The sequence below is a fragment of the Hydrogenophaga sp. 5NK40-0174 genome (assembly GCF_040372165.1).
Lineage (GTDB): Bacteria > Pseudomonadota > Gammaproteobacteria > Burkholderiales > Burkholderiaceae_C > Hydrogenophaga.
Genome location: NZ_BAABWG010000004.1, coordinates 357522 through 378079, shown reverse-complemented (window position 1 = coordinate 378079; position 20558 = coordinate 357522). Strand labels below are relative to the sequence as shown.

Here is a 20558-nt window from a genome sequence, read left to right as displayed (position 1 = left end):
CCGATCCACTGAGCCGACGAAGCCACGAAAAAGCCCCGCCAGTGCGGGGCTTTTTTTGTGCCGTGATACAGCGCGGCGCTTGAGCCGGTCAGCCTTGCAGCGCGTCCCACATTTCCTTGTCGCGCTCGGCGGTCCAGATACGGGGGTGCTTGATGCCGGACGCCTCATCGAAAGCGCGGGTCACGTCGAACGGAAGGCAGTGCTCGTAAATGAACACATGGCCAAAGACAGGATCCATGCTCTTGCGGGCATGCGCCATGGCAGCCTTGAGGTCCATGTTGCCAGCCACTGCATCCTTGCCGGCCTGGAACAGGGTCGTGACCCAGCGCTTGGTGTAGTCCAGCGCCTTGTTGACGTTGTCATTGCCCTTCATGGCTTCGCCCCGGCCCGGCACGATGTACTCGGGCTTGAGGTCGCGCAGCGCGTCCAGGGTGGCGGGCCACTCTTCGAGCTGGGCGTCACCGGTGTAAACGCCGGCTTCGTACTCGACTAGGTCACCGCTGTAGAGCACCTTCTCGCTTTCCACCCAGGCGATGGTGTCGCCCTTGGTGTGGCCCGGGCCCGGATGCCAGATCTGCACTTTCACGCCACCCAGATCGATTTCCAATGAACCCTGGCGGCCGGGCTTGCCGTCGCCCACCACCATGGTCGGCCAGGTCAGGCCGGGCACGGTCTCTGCGCCACGGAAAAGGCGCGGAAAGCGCTCCATCTCGCTCTTCATGTCCTGCGCGCCGCGCTCTTCAATCAGCTCATAAGTGCCGCGGCTGGCGATGACCTCGGTGGCACCCTCAGCCACATAAGCGCTGGCACCGAGCACGCGAACGGCGTGGTAGTGCGTGAGCAGCACATATTTGATGGGCTTGTCCGAGACGGTGCGGATCTTGGCAATCAGGTCCTGGGCCATGGCCGGCGTGGCGGTGGTGTCGCTGACCAGGATGTACTTCTCGCCGATGATGACGCCGGAGTTCGGGTCGCCTTCAGCGGTATAGGCCCAGCAGTGCTCGCTGAGTTGCTCGAAAGTGATGTTCTTGTCGTCCAGGTCTGCCTGGGACGCGAAGGCTTTGCTCATGCAGGTCTCCGGTTCATGTGGGAAATGCGTTGTAAAAGCCTCGCCAGCGTCACCGGCAAGACCCATCACCAAATTTTACCTAAACGTAATCCATTTCCTAATAAGGAATTTCAATACCCTTACGCAGCTGTCGGTGTGTGGCGCAAAACACCTGTGGACGGTTCGCAGGTGTTCGTCTATTGTGCGGGCATGGCAACCCGAACAGCACCCCGTACCGACCCTTTTGTAGAGCACGCCCGCGAATTGCTCAGTGGCCTGGGCCCCTGCGCGGCCAAACGCATGTTTGGCGGCTGGAGCCTGTCGATAGACGGCATGACGCTGGCCGTGATTTCGCGCGATGTGCTGTACCTGAAGGGCAACGAGGACACAGAAACGCGATGGCTGGCTGCTGGCTGCCAGCGCTTTGTGTACGAGACCAAGGACAACAGGGTGCTCTCCATGAACTACTACACCGCGCCTGAAGAAGCCATGGAATCGCCCGCCCTGATGCTGCCCTGGGCGCGGTTGGCCCTGGAAGCAGCGGTAGCCGCACGGGCCAAGCCGGCAGCCAGGAAGCGCAAGACCGTGGCAAATGCCAGGACGAGCACACGCGAAAAGGCGCCTGACAAGCAGGCGCCCCCAAAGAAGACCACGGGCAAGGAGAAGGCGGCGCGCTAGGGACTGCCTTTGTTACTCTCAAGGCTGGTTCATTTCGAGGGGATGGCGGCTTCTGCCGCTGTCAGGCCAGATCCAGTCGACCAGCCCCACCACACCTGCGACCAGGCTCATCAGCGCCATGCCTGCATCACCGAGCGCACCGACAAAATCGCGGGCGGGGGTCACCACTTCGCGCTGAAGCCGTGAGCCGGACGGGGAAGTGCGGCGAGCCACCTTGTTTTCCCAGTCGAACACCATGGCTTCGCTGCCGCGACCTGCGACCACCATGGCCTCAGCGACCACACTGGCACCCGCCGGGACATCCAGCAAATCACCGGCAGCCAGGAACTGGTCTGAAGGCAGAGGCTGGCCCAGCTTGCGACCGGAGACGGTGACCCAGGCAACGCCATGGCGAACCCGGAGTTGTCCGGCCATGGACGGACGCAGGTGGATGGTGTGACCCGGCATGACCTTCCAGCCGGTGGGCGTGATGGACTTTGATGCCGAAATCGCATCAATCTGATACTGACCGTGCATGAATTGTGACAACATGATGAACTCCTTTTGTCTTGGTGTAGGCGTATCATCGGTCTACGGCGCTATACCGTCCAATGAAAACGGTGAGCACATTTGATTCAATTCATGCATCAATTGATTTCCAGCCATGAGCCTGCCCAACTACCACCCACGCACCCGCCCCATCGGCGCGGGCCACTTGCGCGCGTTTGAAGCAGTTGCCCGCCATCTGAACTTCCGGGCCGCTGCCGAAGAGCTGGCCCTGACGCAAAGCGCCGTCAGCCGGCAAATCCAGTCACTGGAAGACGAGGTGGGTTCGCCACTGTTTCTCAGGCACACCCGGTCAGTCGAGCTCACGTCAGCCGGTGTGCTGCTGCTGCGTGCCGTGGGCTGGTCGCTGGAGCGGGTGGATACAGCGGTCAACCAGATTCGGCAAAGCGCGGGCAGACGAAGCGTTGCCATCACCACCTGGGCATCTTTTGCGTCCATGTGGCTGATCCCCAGGCTCGAGATGTTCCAGCGGGAGCACCCCGACATCGATCTGCGCATCGACGCCTCCGATTCGGCAGTGGATCTGGCCACGGCCGACGTGGATGTGGCTTTGCGTTACACCATTCCGGAGAATGTCCCCCAAGGAGCGGTGCGCTTGTTTGGCGAGCAACTGACCCCGGTGGCCAGTCCCTGGTTGTTGCGCGAAACCGCGATCGAGAAAGTGGAAGACCTGGCCAAGGTCACCCTCATTGAGGCCGGAGATGCGTACCGCACTCGCGTGCTGGAGTGGCTTTCATGGCAGCGTTGGATCGACGAGTTTGCCTCAGACAAGGATGCCGACAAAACGGCTGGCAAGGGCAGCCGCCAGCGCAGCAAGAGCAAGTTGTCGCCCAAGCGGTGGCTCTACCTCAACTACGCCCACCAGATTGTTCAGGCAGCCCTGACCGGGCAAGGCATGGCGCTGGCACGCCTGCCGCTGGTGGCAGAGAGCCTTGCCAACGGCGACCTGATAGAGCCACTGCCACACACCCGCGTGAACTCCCCGCTGGCCTACTGGATGATCCCGACCCAGCGCAGCCTGCAACGCCCCGAAGTCAAGGCGTTTTGCGACTGGATGCGGACCCAGGCAGGCTTGACGCGTGAAGCCATTGGCGATGTCCCTGATCCGGACACTGTCGACCACATCGACTGACGTCACCGCTTTCTTCTTTGCTTCTTCGCACCTTCGCTTTTTCGCTTCTTTCTGCCTTGTTCCATCCTGCATCCGCATGACTGCATTTCCTGCGTCCCTGACCGGCAATACACGCGGCATCGTTGCCATGCTCTCGGCCATGCTGTGGTTTTCGCTGATGGATGCCGTGCTCAAGGAGCTCACCGCCAGCTACCCGTTCATTCAGATCGCAGCGCTGCGCGGAATCGTCGCACTGCCGCTGATCGTGGCGTGGATCACCTGGCGTGGCCAGTGGCAACAGATGCGCCGCATCCGGTGGCCGCTGCAGATCATGCGCGGCGCCATCGGTGTGCCCATGCTGTTCCTGTTTACCTACGCGCTGCAGACCTTACCGCTTTCCACTGCGTACACCCTGTTCTTTGTGGCGCCATTGCTGGTCACCGTCTTTTCGGTGCTCATCCTCAAGGAAGCGGTGCCCGCCACCCATTGGTGGATCATCGGTGTGGGTTTTCTGGGTGTGATGGTCGCCCTGAGACCCGGGCCGTCCGCGCTGAGCGATGTGCCGGCACTCATGGCGGGACTGGCCGTGCTTGGCGCCGCGACCTGCTACGCCATCTCAGCCGTGACAGCGCGTCTGGTGGGGCGTACGGACAGCAGCGAGAGCATGGTTCTGGTCACCCTGGCCTGCATATCGCTCCTGGGCGGCCTGCTGGCGTACCCGACCTGGGTGCCCGTGAAGCCGGCGCATGGATGGCTTCTCACGGGCCTGGCCATCACCGGGTTTCTGGGGCAGCTGAGCATCACCGACGCTTTCCGCCACGGCAAGGCATCGGCAGTGGCGCCTTTCGAGTATTCCGCCCTGGCCTGGGGTGTGGGGCTGGACTGGGTGATCTGGCAGGCATTGCCGGACGGTTACACCTGGTTGGGTGCTGCCATCATTGTGGCCAGCGGCGTCTATCTGATCCGGCACGAGCAACGCATTGCGCGCTCGCATGCAAACCCGGATCACCCTTGAGGCAGAGGGCTCAGGCGCCCGTTCGCCAGCGTCAGCGCCGCTCCGGCCACATCACGCCTGTGTCGGCCAGGATGGCGTCCAGTGGCACGTCGTGAATTTCGGGTTCAAGGTCCGGAACGTAGCCAAAGTCGTAAGCCAGGCCCACTGTGAACGGCTTGGGCCGGAGGCTGGCCAGAGTGCGGTCGTAAAAGCCACCACCGTACCCAAGCCGATAGCCGCCCGGGCCGAAACCGACACAGGGCACAAAGATGAGAGTGGGCTCGACAACTTCGGTGTCCTTGGGCTTGGGAATGCCGAAGGCGTCTTCCTCCATCGGGCAGCCCGGGTACCAGCTGTAGAAGGTGAGGGTCTTGTCAATCTTGTTGACCACAGGCAAACCGATGCGGCGGTTGCGCGCGGCGCTTTGTGCGTCTTCCTCCAGACCGGCTTCCTGCCAGCGAAACAAGGCAGGAAGCGGATCGAACTCGCCCTTGATGGGCCAGTAGGCGCCAATCACCGTGTCCGGCCTGCTGATCAGCCAGACGCGCATCACACGCTGCAACAAGTCGTTGCGCAAAGCCCTGTCGGCCAGACCTTGCCGCTTCTCGATCAAGCGCTTTCGCCACTCCCCCTTGGGGCCATCACCTTTTGATGAAGAGGCAGATGACGCGCTGTCGCCGGAACCCTTGTCCTTGTTGTTCATAATCTGCGTATGAAATTGGTGAGCATCAAACTGGCAACCATTATGGCCGCGTTCGTCGTCGGCAGTGTGGCCCATGCCAAGGAATCTGCGCAAGAAGCCCTCACGGAGATGCGCAAAGCGTACTATCGCCAGGATGTTGCCGCCATCGAGCAGCGCCTGGATCTCGTACGGGACCACCCGCTTGCATCTCTGGCCGACTACTGGGCGGCACGGCTGAAGCTGCAGAGTGCAACGCAGGAGCAGGTGCGGGCAGTGCTTGACCGGCACCCGGGCACGTACTGGCAGGACCGCTTGCGCAACGACTGGTTGCTGGAGCTGGGAAGACGGCAGGACTGGACCCATTTTCTCGCCGAGCTGCCTGAGTTCCGCATGAACGACGATCCGCAGGTCCGCTGCTATGCGCTCATGCTCGAACACCAGCGTGGCGAGACCGATGGCGATGCGGCGGCCGACGAGGTGCGTGACCTCTGGCATGCACAAAGCGACAAGGACGAGGGCTGCGGCATGGCCGCCGGCTATTTCCTGCAGCGCAAACTGCTTTCCGCCGAAGACGTCTGGGTCCGTGCGAGACTGGCCATGGAGGCTCGTCAGTATGACGCCGTCACACAGGCGATCGGACTGCTGCACCCCGACCAGACAGTAGAAGTCGGAGCCATCGGCGACGATCCGGAAAAATACCTCGACGGCAAACTGACCGCGCTGCGTGCCGAGACCAAGGAGATGGTGACGCTGGCGCTGGTCAGGCTCGCTGCCCGTGACAACGACGCGGCCATTGACCAGCTGCAGAAGCTGCGCTGGCGCAGCCAGCTCACAGAGCCTCAGCTCCAGTGGGCCTGGGCAGTGGCGGCCAAGTGGAGCGCCAAGCGCGGCCAGCCAGAAGCGCTGGACTGGTTTGGCAAATCCGCACCGGGCCATATGTCGACAGATCACCTGGAATGGAAGATTCGCTCGGCGCTGCGCAACCAGAACTGGCAGCAGGTACAGAGCAGCATCAACGCACTGCCGGCGTCGGTGCGCGAGTCTCCCGTATGGGTCTACTGGCGGGCACGTGCGATCGAGGCGCTGGCACAGCCCGATGCAGAGGCGGCCAAGCTGGTCGCGCAGCATCTGTATGCGTCGGTTGCCGGCAGCGAAGGCTTTTATGAGCAGCTGTCCACGGAAGCGCTGGGCCTGACCGTGACCGTTCCGCCCGCCCCTGCTCCGTTGACAGAGCTTGAACGCTCCACAGCCGAGCGCCACCCGGGTTTGCAGCGCGCGCTGACTGCCATGGACATGGGCTTTCGCAGCGAAGGGGTGCGCGAGTGGCACTACAGCGTTCGCCTGGCCACCCCGGGCGGCATGAACGACCGTGAATTGCTGGCCGCAGCCGATCTGGCCTGCCGCCGCGAGATTTGGGACCGCTGCATCAACACCAGCCGCTACACCGTCCTAGAGCAGGACTTCGCCCAACGCTTTCCTCTTCCCCAGCGCAGCGCTGTGATCAAGCGCGCGGACGCCATCGACCTTCCCCCTGCCTATGTGTATGGCCTCATCCGGCAGGAGAGCCGGTTTGTGACCGCGGCTCGCTCAAGCGTGGGGGCTTCCGGCCTGATGCAGGTGATGCCCGCCACCGCCCGCTGGACCGCCAAGAAGATCGGTATGGAGGACTTTCGCCAAAGCGAGCTCAACTCGTTTGACACCAACCTGATCATCGGAACGGCCTACCTCAAACTGGTGCTGGACGACTTCGAAGGCTCCTTGCCACTCGCTGCCGCCGGCTACAACGCAGGTCCCCGGCGTCCCCGGGTCTGGCGCAATGGCGCGTTGCTCGATGGCGATGTCTGGGTGGAGAACATTTCCTTTGACGAGACACGTGACTATGTGCGCCACGTGCTGGCCAACACCACGTCCTACGCCGCCATCCTCACAGGCAAGCCCCAATCGCTTCGTGCGCGACTGGGCAAGGTGGGCCCACGCAACGAAGCAGCCCCTCAGATCGACCGCGACCTGCCTTGATGCCTTTCATGCCGTTCCAGTGAGCAAAGGCAAAAAATTGGCCACCGGATCCTGAACGGATCGGGTGGCCAAAGAGACGACGAGGTCCCAGATGAATGGTGTCGTGACAGCTGACAACTAACGGCTGGCTGCGAAACGGAAAGTCAGAAGGTCATGCCCCACTGGATGCCCAGCGACATCTGACGCATCTTGACCGACTCCTGGATGGCAGTGCCTGAACCCATCAAGCCATTGAACATGGAGGGCCCCTTGACCGTCACACTGGGGGCGTACATGAAGTGCCAGCTCAGCTCGGACGACTGGTTGATCTTGTGGGTGCCGCCAAGGGTGTAGTGCTCCTTCATCACGCCTGGCGCAAGGATGTTGGGCGTGATGTTGTTGCCCGTCACCGGGTTGTCGCCACGGTTGTAGCCCACACGCAGTGTCGTACCTTCGTTCATCTGCCACTGTGCGCCGAGCTTGAAGACATTCACATCCTTCCAGCCGAATCCGCCACCATTTTGCGCGCCCATGTTGAAGCCGGCAGGGTTGCCAATGGCCGGAATCTTGCTGTAGTTGATGCGGTTGTAATCCAGCGCCAGCTGCAAGTTGGGTGTGGCCTGAAACGCCAGGCCCACGCCCATGTTCTCGGGAATGTCGAACTTGCCCCTGTCTGCAAACAGGCCTGCATAGTCCTTGAAGCGGCTCATGCTGACTTTGGGCGAGTAGGAAGCCCCCACCGACAACTCGTCCGTGAGCTTTCCCATATAACCCAGCCGCACACCCAGTCCCGTGCTGCTGTCATGTCCGTTGTTGGTCAGGTTCTGCGGGTCTGTCGACGCTCCGGGTGTCATCTGGAACATCTGCAGGCCGGAGGCAGAGAACATCTGATAGACGAACAGAGGGCTCACACCCACCGAATGCTCGGGCGTGAACTTGTAGGCCACAGTGGGCGCCACGATCAGCTGCATCAGGTCGACCCCCAGACCGCCCATGCCACACATGGCGTTGCTGCCTGCCATGCCGCCAAAGGCGGTGCAATCCGTCGTGCCACCCGGGTAGGAGGTGTTCATGCCGCCATTGCCATAGACGGTAACTCCCACCGCCAGCTCGTCGGAGAGGCTGGTGTTGAAGCCCATCTCGGGCACATAGAAGAGTTCCTTGTCGCTCTTGACCGTACCGAGAGTCATGCCACCAAAGCTGCGGCTCATTTCGCGCTTCGGACTGAAGAACTCCAGCCCGACTTCCACCCGGTTGCCGGCAAAGGCCGCCTGGGCAGGGTTGTTGGCACCGGCAAACGTATCCTGCGCCATGGCGAGGCTGGCGCCTCCCATGCCCTTGGCCTTGATTCCATAGCCGTGCGGGAAGTATCCGTTGGTGGCATGTGCAGCCCCCATTGGTGCGATCACGGCGGCTGCCACGGCAGCCATCTTCAGTGCGGACAGTCCGCGTTGGTTCGTTTGCGTCAGCATCGCTTGTCTCCTCGTTGTGATGTGTTTATCCCTGGAGGCCTATACCGCCAGGGGGTATGCGATGCAGCGGATCAGAACTCGCCCTTGGAGGCGCGTTCCATCATGGCCCAGATGGCTTCACGCACGGCCCAGGCCTCTTCCTTCAGCGGCGAAGGCAGCTTGCGACCCATCTTGACCATCATGTCCATGTTCAGCGTGTACATCCACAGGCTTCCGTCGTCATGCTCGACGACGCTGATCCGGCAGGGGAGGTAGGCAGCCATGTGCGGGCTGAAGTCCACCATCTTCCGTGCCGTGGCCGGACTGCAATAGGAGTAGACAGTCAGGAACTTCTCCTTCTTCCCCGAGCGTGCTTCGAGCTCCTTGGAAAGAGGCAGCACGCCCACTTCGCGCATGTTCTTCTCGATGGCGACCAGGCGGATGATGTCCTCGACATCCTTGGGCGTCAGGCCGGGCTTGACTTTGCGTTCCCAGGTGGTCGCCACAGCAATGTCGCCATCGCCTTCGATCCAGCGATCCCACATCTTGGAGGCTTCTGCACCCGCGCCGTCTTCGAGCTTTCCGATGGTGCTCACAGTGCCGCAACCGGTGATCAGGGCAGCGGCCAAGGCCATGGCCACCAGTTTGGTGAGACGTTTGAAAATGTGCATGCAGAACTCCTCTTTCGTTGACGGAAGCGCGCTCGACAGTTGTCCGTGAGCAGCCGGAAAAAGATGACCCGGCCGCTCTTTGCATCGAGCTCGCGAGAATGTCGGCCGCTATGGCTCGACCTACCCCGCAACGGTATCGGAGCCCCACTGCTCCGTCATTGGTGACTACCCTAGGGGGTAGGGTAATGAAAACATTTGCAGGCAAGGTGACTGCATTGGTGCCATGCACCCGGCGTTGCACCCTTGGGATGACACAAAGGACGCAAGGCAAAATTTTTGGCAAACTGGGGTTCTCGCAGGTCTGCACGCAGGCCGTTTTTCAGCTCTTCGCCAACGACCATGACCACCACCCACAAGACCAAAGCCACCCGTCCATCCGGCACCAAGGGATCGTTGCAGGCCCCCACCAGGAAGCCCGCCGCCAGAAAGAGCGCCAAGGCGGCAGGCGCAGCACCAGCGCCGGCCAGACCGGCTGACGCCGTCTCCGACGTCCACTCCGAGACGCAGAGGGATGTGGTGAACCGGCTCAAGCGGATTGAAGGCCAGGTCCGGGGGCTGATCGACATGGTGGAGTCCGGGCGAAGCTGTGAAGACGTGGCGCAGCAGATGTCGGCCGCCCGAAAGGCCATGGACAAGACGTTCTACCGCATGATGGCCTGCACGGTCATGGAAGCCGTGGCCCTGACGGACTCCGAAGGTGATGCACGCCGCGAGGTGGAGCGCTCTACCCGCATTCTTGAAAAGTACGCCTGAGTCGACTTCGCTCTGCCTTTGAACACCGGCCACCTTCCGGACGACAACAGCACTCACAACACGGCAAAGCACCATGGACAAGCCAAACCGATCCGCACTGGTCATGGGAGGCACGGGATTTGTCGGCCGGCATGTGTGCGAGAAGCTGTGCCGCGAGGGGTGGCACGTCACCGTCCCCACGCGCCGTGTGGCGCAGGCCCGGCACATCCAGCACCTGCCCGGCCTCACCACGCTTGAAGCCGATGTGCATGACGCCGCAACGCTCGAGCAGCTGGTCAGGGGTCATGACGCCGTCATTCAGCTGATCGCCATTCTTCACGGCTCCGAGCCGGCTTTCGAAAAAGTGCATGTCGCACTGCCGGGCAAACTGGCCCAGGCTTGTCAGGCCACCGGCGTGCGCCGGGTGATCCATGTCAGCGCCCTGGGTGTCTCGCCCGAAGGCCCTGCCCTGTACCAGAAGACAAAAGCCAGGGGGGAAAGTGCGCTCGCTGAAGCCGGTCTGGATCTCACCGTCTTGCGACCCAGTGTGATCTTTGGCGCCGAAGACAGCTTTCTCAACCTGTTTGCCGCCATGCAGAAGTGGCTGCCGTTCGTGCCTCTGGCCTCAGCCCAGGCCAGGTTTCAGCCGGTATGGGTGGAAGACGTTGCCAGCGCGGCAGTAGCGGCACTGCAACAGCCGTCCACCATTGGCAAGGTATACGAATGCGCCGGCCCGGATGACATGTCGCTGGCGGAGATTGTCCGCTTTGCCGGAGCCGCCAGCGGCCACAGACGACCGGTTTTCGGCATCCCAGCATTTGCGGGCCGGATGCAGGCCTGGGTGATGGAGCAACTGCCGGGCACACCATTGATGAGCAGAGACAACCTCGACGCCATGAAGCGCCCCAACGTCGCCACCGGCGAGCACCCGGGGCTGCTCGCCCTGGGAATCGTCCCGGCCTCCATTCGCGCCTTGGCCACCAGCTATCTCGGTTCAGGCCCGGACAAGGCACAACAGCGTCGCCAACGCTGAGCCATGTCGCTGACGCAACGGCGGTTATTGCATCTGGCACATCAATTGCATCCTCGAACAGCAACAATGGGTAGCCCCGGCCGCGCTAGCATTCAGCCGTATGGCACGTGTCCGAACCGGCGCTGCTTTCTTGGTATGTATTTCACAACCCGCCCCGGAGAATCCAACCCATGGCACTGACGCTCTATATCGGCAATAAAAACTACTCGACCTGGTCCATGCGCCCCTGGGTGTTGCTCAAGCAGGCCGGCATCGAATTCCAGGAAGTCATGCTGCGCTTCGACTCTTTTCAGCCAGGGTCGGACTTCAAGCAGTCCATTCAGAAGATTTCGGCATTGGGCAAAGTGCCCGTGCTCACCGATGGCGATCTGGTGATCTGGGACACCTTGGCCATCGCCGAATACCTGGCCGAGCAGTTTCCGGAGAAATCCCTTTGGCCCGCCGACAAGGCAGCGCGTGCACGCGCACGCAGTCTGTGCGCCGAAATGCACAGCGGATTCAGTGGCCTGCGCAGCCATTGCCACATGAACATCGAAGCCGATCTGAGCCAGGTGGGCCGGGTCATCTGGCGTGACCAGGCAGCGGTGCGCTCCGAAGTCCAGCGCCTGCACACCATATGGGGTGACGCACTCAAAGCGCATGGCGGACCGATGCTGTTTGGCGAGTTCTCGGTGGCGGACGCTTTCTTTGCTCCCGTGGTCTCGCGCCTGGTCACCTACGCCCTGCCTGTAGAGCCGGAGATTCGTGCCTACATGGACCGCGTGATGGCGCTGCCCGGTGTGCAGGCATGGGTCAGGGACGCACTGAAAGAGCACGATTTCGTGGCCGAGGACGAGCCTTACAGGGCAAGCCCCGACTGAGCGGCCTCCCAGCCATTTCCCGAGCCCGGGCAGGACTCGCCTGCCCGGCTCCGCATGCCCCGCTGCAGCTGACCCACAGCCGCTGCGTCTACACTTGGTGTCATGCAAACCTATCTGGTCGGGGGCGCTGTCCGAGACGCCCTTCTCACCCGCCTGGCGGCCTCTCCCGCTCACCCATCGCACGTCGACCGGGACTGGGTCGTGGTTGGTGCAACCCCCGAAGCAATGGCAGCTCAGGGGTTCCTGCCAGTGGGCAAGGACTTTCCTGTCTTTCTGCATCCGCAGACCAAGGACGAGTACGCCCTCGCGCGCACCGAGCGCAAGACGGCTCCCGGCTACCACGGCTTTGCGTTTCATGCCGACCCTGGCGTCACCCTCGAAGACGACCTGGCACGCCGTGACCTGACCATCAACGCCATGGCCGTCGCAGCCGACCGGGCAGACGACTTCCTGCCAGAAGACATCATTGACCCTTACGGCGGCTTGCAGGACTTGCAGCACCAGCAGCTTCGACACGTGACAGAAGCGTTCGCCGAAGATCCGGTGCGAATTCTCCGGCTGGCGCGATTTGCAGCCCGTTTTGCGAGCTTCAGCGTGGCCCCCGAGACCATGACACTCATGCGTCGGATGGTGGCCCACGGAGAAGTCGATCACCTTGTGGCCGAGCGTGTCTGGCAAGAGCTTTCTCGCGGGCTCATGGAGCAAAAGCCAAGCCGGATGTTTGAAGTGCTCCGCGAGTGCGGCGCACTTGAGCGCCTGCTGCCGGAAGTGAACCGGCTCTGGGGTGTACCCCAGCGCGCGGAATATCACCCCGAAATCGACACCGGTGTGCATGTGATGATGGTGCTGGACATGGCCGCTGGCCTGGGGAGCTCTCTTCCGGTCCGGTTTGCCTGCCTTTGCCACGACCTGGGAAAGGGCACCACACCGGCTGACGTCCTGCCTCGCCATATCGGCCACGAAGTGCGCAGCGTGGACTTGCTGCACGACGTCAGTGACCGGTGGCGCGTACCACGCGAATGCAGAGAGCTGGCCGAGGTGGTGGCGCGTGAGCACGGCAACATCCATCGCAGCGAAGCGCTTCACGCGGCGCCATTGCTCAGACTGCTCGAACGGTGCGATGCCATTCGCCGGCAACAACGCTTTGAATGGGTGCTTCAGGCCTGTGAATGCGACGCTCGGGGCCGGCTCGGCCATGAGGACAAACCGTACCCTCAAACCGCTCGCCTCATGTCTGTGCTGGAGGCCGCGCTCGGGGTGGAAACAGCAGCCGTAGCAAGCCAGGCGGCCCGAAAAGGCTTGGCAGGCCCGCAAATTGCTAACCTGATTCATGCGGCCAGATCCAAGGCCGTACAAGCGCTCTTGCAGACACAAGAGACGCTGCCGACGAAAGCAGAAAGAAACGAACCCAGATAAGGTTGAAGACGTGAATCAGAACATGGATCCGGTGCTGGACCGATCGTCCGCACTGTTCCTGGACTTTGACGGCACCCTTGCCGACATCGCGCCGCGCCCTGACGCGGTTCAGGTGGACCCCGATCTGTTGCCGGTGCTTGAGCGCCTGCACCATGCGCTGAGCGGTGCCGTGGCCATCATCACCGGCAGGGTACACACCGAGATTGAACAATTCCTCCACCCATTGTCACTGCCCGGCGCCTATGAGCATGGCGCTGCCCAGCGACATGCGGGCGGAGAACTCACCCGGCGGCCAGAGCCCAGACTCGACGCCGTGAGGGCAGCTGCACAAACAATGGCCGACAGGCATCCGGGGCTGGTGGTGGAACAGAAAGCCTCCGGGGTGTCCTTGCATTACCGTCAGGCACCGGAGCTGCAGCAGGCCTGCACCCAGATCATGACCGAGGCCGTCCGCCAGGACAGCCAGTTGCAACTGCTGCACGGCAAGGCTGTACTGGAAGTCAAGTCGGCCCACATAGGCAAGGGCAAGGCGATCGAGGCATTCATGGCTGCGCCGCCTTTCTCGGGCCGCCGCCCCGTCTTTGCCGGTGACGATGTCACCGATGAAGCCGGATTCGAGGTGGTGCAGCTTGAAGGAGGGGTAGCCATCAAAGTGGGCGATGGGCCGACTGCAGCGCAACACCGACTGACATCACCCGAAGCCCTGCGCCAATGGCTGCGACGCCAGGCCGACCGACTGGAACAGGAAGAGGACGAGGAACAGCGATGAGCATCCAACCCGATCACGACTCACATGGCCAGGCCACAGCCAAGGGTGACCGGTTCTCACCCCCGATGGAATCGACGCTCAATCTGGGCATGGTGGGCAACTGCAGCATCAGTGCCCTGATCGATCCCACCGCACGCGTGGTCTGGAGCTGCCTGCCCCGGTTTGACGGCGACCCGGTCTTTCACTCGCTGCTCGATGCCGAAGATGCCGACGCATCCTGGGCCATCGAACTGGAGAACATGGCCGGTAGCCGGCAATACTACGAACCCAACACCGCCATCCTCAAGACTGAACTGTGGGACCAGGACGGCCAGCGCATCCTGGTCACCGATTTCGCGCCGCGCTTTCACTCCAGGGGACGCTTTTTCAGGCCAACGACTCTGGTCAGACGGGTGACCCCCATCAGTGGCACACCGCGCATCCGGGTGCATATCAAGCCGCGCTTCGAATGGGGAAAGGTCAAGCCAGAGGTCACTTCCGGCAGCAACCACATTCGCTTTGTCGCCGATGGACTCACCCTGCGGCTGCAGACCGACGCATCGCTTACCCACGTGCTGACGAGCCAGCCGTTCCTGCTCACCCGTCCGCTGAACTTTCTGCTGGGCCCCGACGAAACCCTGCAAGGCGGCATTGACGAAACCGCACGCCTCTTCGAGCAGGAAACCTGCAACTACTGGCGCCGCTGGACGCAACGTCTTGCCTTGCCACTGGAGTGGCAGGATGCCGTGATCCGCGCCGCCATCACTCTCAAGATGTCCGTCTTCGAAGACACGGGAGCCATCGTGGCCGCCATGACCACCAGTATTCCGGAGGCGCCCAACACCGAGCGCAACTGGGACTACCGCTATTGCTGGCTGCGTGATGCATTCTTTGTCGTGCGGGCGCTCAACTCGCTGGCCGAAGTCGGCACCATGGAGGACTACCTGGACTTTCTGTCCAATGCAGTCGAAGGCAGCCACGGCGGCCATGTTCAGCCCCTGTTTGGCGTCGGCCTGGAGAAGGACCTGCCCGAAAGCCTGTGCGATAACCTGCCCGGCTATCGCAACATGGGGCCAGTGCGGGTGGGCAACCAGGCGCACGAACACTTTCAACACGACGTCTACGGCAATATCGTCCTGGCCGCGGCACAGGCTTTCCACGACAAGCGACTGATGCACCCTTCCGGGCCGGCCGAGTTTGAACGCCTGGAAGCTGTCGGCATGCAGGCGATCAAGGTGTTCGACAAACCGGACGCCGGGATGTGGGAGTTGCGCACCCGTTCACGCATCCACACTTCGTCGGCCTTGATGTGCTGGGCGGCATGCGACCGCCTGGCCAAGATCGCTCACACCCTGGGCAAACCAGAACGCATGACCTTCTGGCACGAAAAGGCCAAAGGCATGCGCGAGCGCATTCTGCGGGAATCCTGGAGTGAAGAACGCCAGTCCTTTGCAGAGAGCTTTGGCGGCAATGAACTCGACGCCAGCGTGCTGCTGATGGCCGAAGTGGGTTTCATCGACCCCATGGACCCGCGCTTTGTCTCTACCGTGGAAGCGCTGGAGAAAGCCCTGTGCGACGGCCCCTTCATGCGCAGGTACGAAGCCGCAGATGACTTCGGCAAACCGGAAGTGGCCTTCAATATCTGCACGTTCTGGCGAATTGATGCCCTGGCCCGCATCGGCCGTGTGGAAGAAGCTCGGGCCATCTTCGAGACCATGCTGCAGGCACGAAATGCGCTGGGCTTGCTCTCCGAAGACACCCATGCCGAAACAGGCGAGATGTGGGGCAACTACCCGCAGACCTACTCCATGGTCGGCATCATCAACGCAGCCGTTCGCCTGTCGGCCCAATGGGATACCGTCATCTGAACCCGATATCAACCTGATCCGATCGCAAGCACACCCCCGAAGACCTCCAACAGAAAGCCCACCACATGAGTCGACTCGTCGTCGTATCCAATCGAATCGCCGATCCCCGAAAATCCGCCGCCGGCGGTCTCGCCGTAGCGGTGGGGCAGGCACTTGAGACGACGGGCGGCCTGTGGTTTGGATGGAGCGGCAAGATCCGGGAAGACGGCACCCCGGGCGAAGGTGAGCTGCATACGAGCCAGGCGGGCAAGGTGCAACTGGCCACGGTCGACCTGTGCCGCGAAGACTACGACAGCTACTACCTCAATCACAGCAACGGCGTGCTGTGGCCAGTCTTTCACTACAGACTCGACCTTGCGGACTTCAGCACCAACGATCTCTCCGGCTATCGCCGCGTCAACAAGCTCTTCGCCCACAAGCTCAAGGCACTGCTGAAGCCCGACGACATCATCTGGGTACACGACTACCACCTCATCCCGCTGGCGGCCGAGCTGCGCGCCATGGGCTGCCAGCAACGCATGGGGTTCTTTCTGCACATTCCTCTGCCGCCGCCCCTGATCATGGCAGCCATTCCGCAACACGACTGGCTGATGAGATCGCTCTTTGCCTATGACCTGGTGGGCTTCCAGAGCCAGGCTGATGTGACCCATTTCCGCCACTACGCAGAAACAGAGCTCAAGGGCAGCTATGGCCCTGACGACATCGTCGAAGCGTCCGGCGCGCAAGTACGCGCCAAAGCCTTCCCGATTGGCATTGATGTCGACGAATTTCAGACTCTGGCCAAGGGCAAAGACGCCCTGGAAATGTACGACCAGATGCAGAAAACCTACGGCCAGCGCAAGCTGCTGGTTGGCGTGGAGCGGCTGGACTATTCCAAAGGCCTGCGGCACCGGCTGTACGCATTCCGACAATTGCTGGAGAGCTATCCGGAAAACCGGGGCGCCACCACGCTGGTGCAGATCGCCTCCCCCAGCCGGGAATCCGTCGAAGCCTACGACCTGCTACGGCAGCGCCTGGAGTCCCTGACCGGCTCCATCAATGGCGATTTTGGCGAGCTCGACTGGACGCCTGTGCGCTACATCCACCGGTCGGTGGCACGCAAACGCCTGCCCGGCCTGTATCGGTCCGGCTCCGTCGGTCTGGTGACGCCGTTGCGCGATGGAATGAATCTGGTCGCCAAGGAATATGTGGTCGCCCAGAATGAAAAAGACCCCGGCGTGCTGGTGCTCTCCCGCTTCGCGGGCGCAGCGGAGCAGCTGGACGAGGCCCTGCAGGTCAACCCGTACGACACCGCCCAGATGGCGGAGACCATTCAGCGCGCCTTGCAGATGGGCCTGCCAGAGCGCCTGGAGAGGCACTCTGCGCTGATGCAGCGCATGAAGGCACAAGACGTTCATTGGTGGAGCCAGACCTATCTGGCCGATCTCAACGCCAGCCGCTGAGACCTGGCGCGAAGGTCCACGTGTGTGGAGCCAGCACAAGCAGGCTGTAGGATCGGCAGAATGACCGCCGGGGCGTGCCTGCCCCACTGAAGCCGGCTCAGGCTTCTGTGCGACTCGATTCAGAGAGAAATCACCTTGAACAAAGAAGACCTCATTTCACAGTTCACCGCATGGTGGAGCGAACTCGACGCCGTGGCCATACACGCCACGCGCATCGTGGGCATCATCATCGTCTCCTGGATACTGGTCATCGTACTCAACCGTGTGATCCGCGGAGTGCGAGAACGCATCGCAGCCCGCGTCGATGACCGCGAGTTCGGCAAACGGGCCGAGACGCTTGGCCGGGTGTTCCGCTACATCGTCTCGGTCGTGGTCAGCCTGATTGCCATCATGCTGATCCTCTCCGAGCTGGGCATCTCGGTCGCGCCCATTCTGGGTGCCGCCGGTGTGGTGGGTCTCGCCGTCGGCTTTGGTGCGCAAAGTCTGGTCAAAGACTACTTCACCGGCTTTTTCCTGCTGCTGGAAAACCAGATCCTCCAGGGCGATGTGGTGCAGCTGGGCGATCATTCAGGTCTGGTCGAAGGCATCACGCTGCGCTACGTGCAATTGCGGGACTACGAAGGCAATGTGCACTTCGTGCCCAACGGCACCATCACTTCCGTGGTCAACATGAGCCGCGGCTATTCCTATGCCGTCATGGACATCGGAGTGGGCTACCGCGAAGACATCGACACCTGCATCGAGGTCATGCGCCAGACGGCCAGCCAGCTCAAGCAAGACCCCGAATACACGACCCGCATCCTGGACGAGCTGGATGTGGCTGGCGTGGACAGCTGGGGAGACTCAGCCGTCGTGATCCGTTGTCGCTTCCGCTGCCAGCCGCTGGAGCAATGGGGCATCCGGCGCGAATACTTGCGGCGCCTGAAATATGCGTTCGATGCCAAGGGCATCGAGATTCCGTTCCCGCACATGACGCTCTACGCCGGAGAAGATCGCGAGGGCAAGGCGCCCTACTTCCATGTGGCCCAGGATGGCCCGAACAGGGCTGCCTGATCCCCGGTAATACCCGGTACTGCGAGGGCTGGTGATGGTTGATAATCTGTCGCCATGGCACATCTGCTCATCGTGGAGGACGACGAACTGCTGCGCGACGGTCTGAGCGCACAGCTGATTCAGGCCGGCCATCGCACGACGGCTGCAGAAGACGGCGAGCGCGCCCAGGCGTTGCTGCAGGCTGTGGCCTTTGACGGCGTGGTGCTGGACCTGGGCCTGCCCAAGATCGATGGCCTGACCTTGCTGCGCGGACTGCGCACCACACAGCCGGCGCTGCCCGTTCTGATCCTCACTGCACGCGACGGGGTGGATGACCGCATCGAAGGGCTCAACGCAGGCGCGGACGACTACCTCACCAAGCCATTCAACATCTACGAGCTGGCGGCCCGCGTGCAATCCATGCTCAGGCGCGCCAGCCTGCCCGCACACGGGCAGGGAGAGCCGGCGCCGGCCGCAGACGCCAGCCCCTCGGTCTTGCGCATGGACCCACATGTTCCCCGTGCCTGGCTGGACGACAAAACCAGCATCGACCTCACACAGCGGGAGTGGACGCTGCTCAAGCTGCTGCTCGACAATGAAGGCCGGGTGGTGAGCCGGGAAGATGTGGTCGCCGCCTGGCAGGCCGAACCAGACGACGGCGGCGTCCTGGCATCCAACACCCTTGAGGTGTATGTACACCGCCTGCGACGCAAACTGGGCGACAGCTGTTATGGCATTCGCAACATTCGCGGACTGGGATACATGCTTGAGTGCCGCGAGGCCTGAGGCAGATGAAGCATGACTCGCGCCCCTCATTGCGCCGCCAGTTGCTCTTGTGGCTCTTGCTGCCCCAACTCGTCCTGTGGGCCGGCGGTGGCCTGCTGGCCTACCGGATGGCGCTGTCCTATGCGGAAAAGGGCATCGACCAATCCCTGACCCAGTCGGTCAAGGCACTGGCCCGGCAGGTCAAGCCCGTGGGTTCGGGCCTGTTGATCGATTTCCCCAAGGCGGCACAGGACGTGCTCGAACAAGACCCCGACGACCGCCTGAGCTACATGGTCTCATCCCCACCGGGGCAGTTTCTGCTGGGCAATCAGGTCATGCCTCAGCCCAATGCCATGCTCAGCATCGGCACCCCCTACCTGTACCAAACGGAAGTGGATGGCACACAGCAGAGGGTGGTGGCACTGGATGTGAGCTACGGCGACGACAGCTCACCCAATCTGCTTCGTGTCCAGGTGGGCAAAAGCCTGGCCGTGCAGCAACGCATCACACGCGAACTGGTCGCCGACATGCTGGTGCCGCTTCTCTTGCTCGGCGCATTGCTCAGCATGCTCGTGTACGCAGGTATCCAGCGCGGCCTTGCCCCCTTGAAGAACCTGACACGACAACTGGAACACCGCACCGTCGAGACCATCGCCCCCACCGAAGAGACACAGGCGCCCAGCGAGGTACAGGCGCTGGTCGATGCCATCAACCAGTTGCTGGGCGAAGTGCAGCGAAGCGTGCATCAGGAAAAGCGCTTCATCAACGACGCGGCCCACCAGTTGCGTACTCCGCTGGCCGGTCTCATCAGCCAGGTCGAGCTGGCACAGTCTGCCGCCCAGAATGACCCGGACCTCACACAGCGCCTCAAAAAGGTCCACACTGGCGCTGAACGCAGCGCACACCTGGTACATCAGCTGCTCACGCTGGCCCGCAGCGAATCGCAGGTGAACCGCCAGCGAGTGGACGTTGCTGCCCTGACCCGCGACGTGGCCCGTGAATGGACGCCACGCGTGCTGGCACACCACATGGATCTCGGCTACGAGGGCGAAGACCGCGTCACCATCGAGTGTGACAAGCTGCAAATCCGCGAAGCCCTGAGCAACCTGATCGACAACGCTACCCGATACTGCCCTGCTGGCACGCAAATCACGCTGCGGGTCAAACGCAGCCGCGACGCCGTGCTGCTCATGGTGGAGGACGACGGCAACGGCTTGACCGACGAAGAACTGTCACAGGCTTTTCAGCGCTTCTGGCGCGGCAGCCAGGTGGCCGGCGGTTGCGGGCTGGGTCTGTCCATCGTTCAGGAAATCGCGCGACGTCACGGTGGCCAGGCCACCATTGAGCGCCACGGCGATCACGGTTTGCGCATCACGCTGGCGCTGTCGCTGCGCTCCGGCATGGTGGCCAACCCGCCATTCAGCGCTCAGCCACACGGCCCGTCGACGAGCCCTTGATAAGAAACACGAAAGACGAAAGTCGAGTA

General features: G+C 62.3%; 19 protein-coding genes. 14 read left to right on the top strand and 5 right to left on the bottom strand.

Annotation, left to right across the window (positions count from 1 at the left end; translation table 11 throughout):
* Positions 1–88 precede the first annotated feature (88 nt).
* Positions 89–1069, bottom strand: coding sequence for an MBL fold metallo-hydrolase (locus ABWV89_RS15165; RefSeq protein WP_353398520.1), 981 nt, complete (start codon positions 1067–1069; stop codon positions 89–91).
* A 189-nt stretch (positions 1070–1258) separates the two neighbouring features.
* Between ABWV89_RS15165 and ABWV89_RS15160 the strand changes: the two genes are divergently transcribed.
* Entirely contained in the window at positions 1259–1726 is a 468-nt protein-coding gene (locus tag ABWV89_RS15160) for a TfoX/Sxy family protein (protein WP_353398517.1), read from the top strand.
* Positions 1727–1744: 18 nt separating this feature from the next.
* Here the strand turns inward: ABWV89_RS15160 and ABWV89_RS15155 are convergent, their stop codons facing one another.
* Positions 1745–2257, bottom strand: a complete 513-nt coding sequence (locus ABWV89_RS15155) for a DUF2917 domain-containing protein (RefSeq protein WP_353398514.1) — start codon at positions 2255–2257, stop codon at positions 1745–1747.
* Between the two features lie 112 nt (positions 2258–2369).
* Here ABWV89_RS15155 and ABWV89_RS15150 point away from each other — a divergent pair, with 112 nt between their 5' ends.
* Together ABWV89_RS15150 and ABWV89_RS15145 are read left to right on the top strand one after the other, a co-directional pair.
* A complete protein-coding gene (locus ABWV89_RS15150; RefSeq protein ID WP_353398511.1) occupies positions 2370–3404 on the top strand; it encodes a LysR substrate-binding domain-containing protein in 1035 nt (344 codons plus the stop codon).
* A 76-nt stretch (positions 3405–3480) separates the two neighbouring features.
* Positions 3481–4398, top strand: coding sequence for a DMT family transporter (locus ABWV89_RS15145; RefSeq protein ID WP_353398508.1), 918 nt, complete (start codon positions 3481–3483; stop codon positions 4396–4398).
* A gap of 31 nt (positions 4399–4429) precedes the next feature.
* Here ABWV89_RS15145 and ABWV89_RS15140 read toward each other — a convergent pair whose 3' ends face one another.
* Positions 4430–5080, bottom strand: coding sequence for a 5-formyltetrahydrofolate cyclo-ligase (locus ABWV89_RS15140; protein WP_353398505.1), 651 nt, complete (start codon positions 5078–5080; stop codon positions 4430–4432).
* Between the two features lie 42 nt (positions 5081–5122).
* Between ABWV89_RS15140 and ABWV89_RS15135 the strand changes: the two genes are divergently transcribed.
* The gene (locus ABWV89_RS15135; protein WP_353398502.1) at positions 5123–7075 is read left to right on the top strand and encodes a lytic transglycosylase domain-containing protein; all 1953 of its coding nucleotides are present in this window, start codon (positions 5123–5125) and stop codon (positions 7073–7075) included.
* Between the two features lie 143 nt (positions 7076–7218).
* Here ABWV89_RS15135 and ABWV89_RS15130 read toward each other — a convergent pair whose 3' ends face one another.
* A complete protein-coding gene (locus tag ABWV89_RS15130; protein WP_353398499.1) occupies positions 7219–8526 on the bottom strand; it encodes an OmpP1/FadL family transporter in 1308 nt (435 codons plus the stop codon).
* A 71-nt stretch (positions 8527–8597) separates the two neighbouring features.
* Positions 8598–9176: a DUF302 domain-containing protein gene (locus ABWV89_RS15125; protein ID WP_353398496.1), complete on the bottom strand. Its 579-nt coding sequence runs from the start codon at positions 9174–9176 to the stop codon at positions 8598–8600.
* Positions 9177–9515: 339 nt separating this feature from the next.
* Between ABWV89_RS15125 and ABWV89_RS15120 the strand changes: the two genes are divergently transcribed.
* The 10 genes from ABWV89_RS15120 (at position 9516) to ABWV89_RS15075 (ending at position 20529) form a co-directional block, all read left to right on the top strand.
* Positions 9516–9929, top strand: coding sequence for a metal-sensitive transcriptional regulator (locus ABWV89_RS15120; RefSeq protein ID WP_353398493.1), 414 nt, complete (start codon positions 9516–9518; stop codon positions 9927–9929).
* 73 nt (positions 9930–10002) lie between these two features.
* Positions 10003–10941, top strand: a complete 939-nt coding sequence (locus ABWV89_RS15115; RefSeq protein ID WP_353398490.1) for a complex I NDUFA9 subunit family protein — start codon at positions 10003–10005, stop codon at positions 10939–10941.
* 170 nt (positions 10942–11111) lie between these two features.
* A complete protein-coding gene (locus tag ABWV89_RS15110; RefSeq protein ID WP_353398487.1) occupies positions 11112–11801 on the top strand; it encodes a glutathione S-transferase family protein in 690 nt (229 codons plus the stop codon).
* Positions 11802–11903: 102 nt separating this feature from the next.
* Positions 11904–13217, top strand: coding sequence for a multifunctional CCA addition/repair protein (locus tag ABWV89_RS15105; RefSeq protein ID WP_353398484.1), 1314 nt, complete (start codon positions 11904–11906; stop codon positions 13215–13217).
* A gap of 10 nt (positions 13218–13227) precedes the next feature.
* Complete coding sequence (otsB, locus tag ABWV89_RS15100) at positions 13228–13986, top strand: trehalose-phosphatase (RefSeq protein ID WP_353398481.1); 759 nt, start codon at positions 13228–13230, stop codon at positions 13984–13986.
* A gap of 65 nt (positions 13987–14051) precedes the next feature.
* Complete coding sequence (locus ABWV89_RS15095) at positions 14052–15833, top strand: glycoside hydrolase family 15 protein (RefSeq protein WP_353399277.1); 1782 nt, start codon at positions 14052–14054, stop codon at positions 15831–15833.
* Positions 15834–15898: 65 nt separating this feature from the next.
* The gene (gene otsA, locus ABWV89_RS15090; protein WP_353398478.1) at positions 15899–17275 is read left to right on the top strand and encodes an alpha,alpha-trehalose-phosphate synthase (UDP-forming); all 1377 of its coding nucleotides are present in this window, start codon (positions 15899–15901) and stop codon (positions 17273–17275) included.
* Between the two features lie 135 nt (positions 17276–17410).
* Positions 17411–18328, top strand: coding sequence for a mechanosensitive ion channel family protein (locus ABWV89_RS15085; RefSeq protein WP_353398476.1), 918 nt, complete (start codon positions 17411–17413; stop codon positions 18326–18328).
* A gap of 54 nt (positions 18329–18382) precedes the next feature.
* Positions 18383–19093 (top strand): response regulator transcription factor, encoded by a 711-nt coding sequence (locus ABWV89_RS15080; protein ID WP_353398473.1) that lies wholly within the window; start codon positions 18383–18385, stop codon positions 19091–19093.
* Positions 19094–19098: 5 nt separating this feature from the next.
* On the top strand, positions 19099–20529 hold the full coding sequence (locus ABWV89_RS15075; protein WP_353398470.1) for a sensor histidine kinase: 1431 nt from the start codon (positions 19099–19101) through the stop codon (positions 20527–20529).
* Positions 20530–20558: the final 29 nt, after the last annotated feature.

Excerpts from the sequence above, each read along its gene's own strand:
- ABWV89_RS15115 (WP_353398490.1), top strand. The coding sequence starts at position 10,003 with ATGGACAAGCCAAACCGATCCGCACTGGTCATGGGAGGCACGGGATTT.
- ABWV89_RS15120 (WP_353398493.1), top strand. The coding sequence starts at position 9,516 with ATGACCACCACCCACAAGACCAAAGCCACCCGTCCATCCGGCACCAAG.
- ABWV89_RS15130 (WP_353398499.1), bottom strand. The coding sequence starts at position 8,526 with ATGCTGACGCAAACGAACCAACGCGGACTGTCCGCACTGAAGATGGCT.
- ABWV89_RS15075 (WP_353398470.1), top strand. The coding sequence starts at position 19,099 with ATGAAGCATGACTCGCGCCCCTCATTGCGCCGCCAGTTGCTCTTGTGG.
- ABWV89_RS15150 (WP_353398511.1), top strand. The coding sequence starts at position 2,370 with ATGAGCCTGCCCAACTACCACCCACGCACCCGCCCCATCGGCGCGGGC.
- ABWV89_RS15135 (WP_353398502.1), top strand. The coding sequence starts at position 5,123 with ATGGCCGCGTTCGTCGTCGGCAGTGTGGCCCATGCCAAGGAATCTGCG.
- ABWV89_RS15145 (WP_353398508.1), top strand. The coding sequence starts at position 3,481 with ATGACTGCATTTCCTGCGTCCCTGACCGGCAATACACGCGGCATCGTT.
- ABWV89_RS15110 (WP_353398487.1), top strand. The coding sequence starts at position 11,112 with ATGGCACTGACGCTCTATATCGGCAATAAAAACTACTCGACCTGGTCC.
- ABWV89_RS15165 (WP_353398520.1), bottom strand. The coding sequence starts at position 1,069 with ATGAGCAAAGCCTTCGCGTCCCAGGCAGACCTGGACGACAAGAACATC.
- ABWV89_RS15105 (WP_353398484.1), top strand. The coding sequence starts at position 11,904 with ATGCAAACCTATCTGGTCGGGGGCGCTGTCCGAGACGCCCTTCTCACC.
- ABWV89_RS15140 (WP_353398505.1), bottom strand. The coding sequence starts at position 5,080 with ATGAACAACAAGGACAAGGGTTCCGGCGACAGCGCGTCATCTGCCTCT.
- ABWV89_RS15125 (WP_353398496.1), bottom strand. The coding sequence starts at position 9,176 with ATGCACATTTTCAAACGTCTCACCAAACTGGTGGCCATGGCCTTGGCC.
- ABWV89_RS15155 (WP_353398514.1), bottom strand. The coding sequence starts at position 2,257 with ATGTTGTCACAATTCATGCACGGTCAGTATCAGATTGATGCGATTTCG.
- otsA (WP_353398478.1), top strand. The coding sequence starts at position 15,899 with ATGAGTCGACTCGTCGTCGTATCCAATCGAATCGCCGATCCCCGAAAA.
- ABWV89_RS15160 (WP_353398517.1), top strand. The coding sequence starts at position 1,259 with ATGGCAACCCGAACAGCACCCCGTACCGACCCTTTTGTAGAGCACGCC.
- ABWV89_RS15080 (WP_353398473.1), top strand. The coding sequence starts at position 18,383 with ATGGCACATCTGCTCATCGTGGAGGACGACGAACTGCTGCGCGACGGT.
- ABWV89_RS15095 (WP_353399277.1), top strand. The coding sequence starts at position 14,052 with ATGGAATCGACGCTCAATCTGGGCATGGTGGGCAACTGCAGCATCAGT.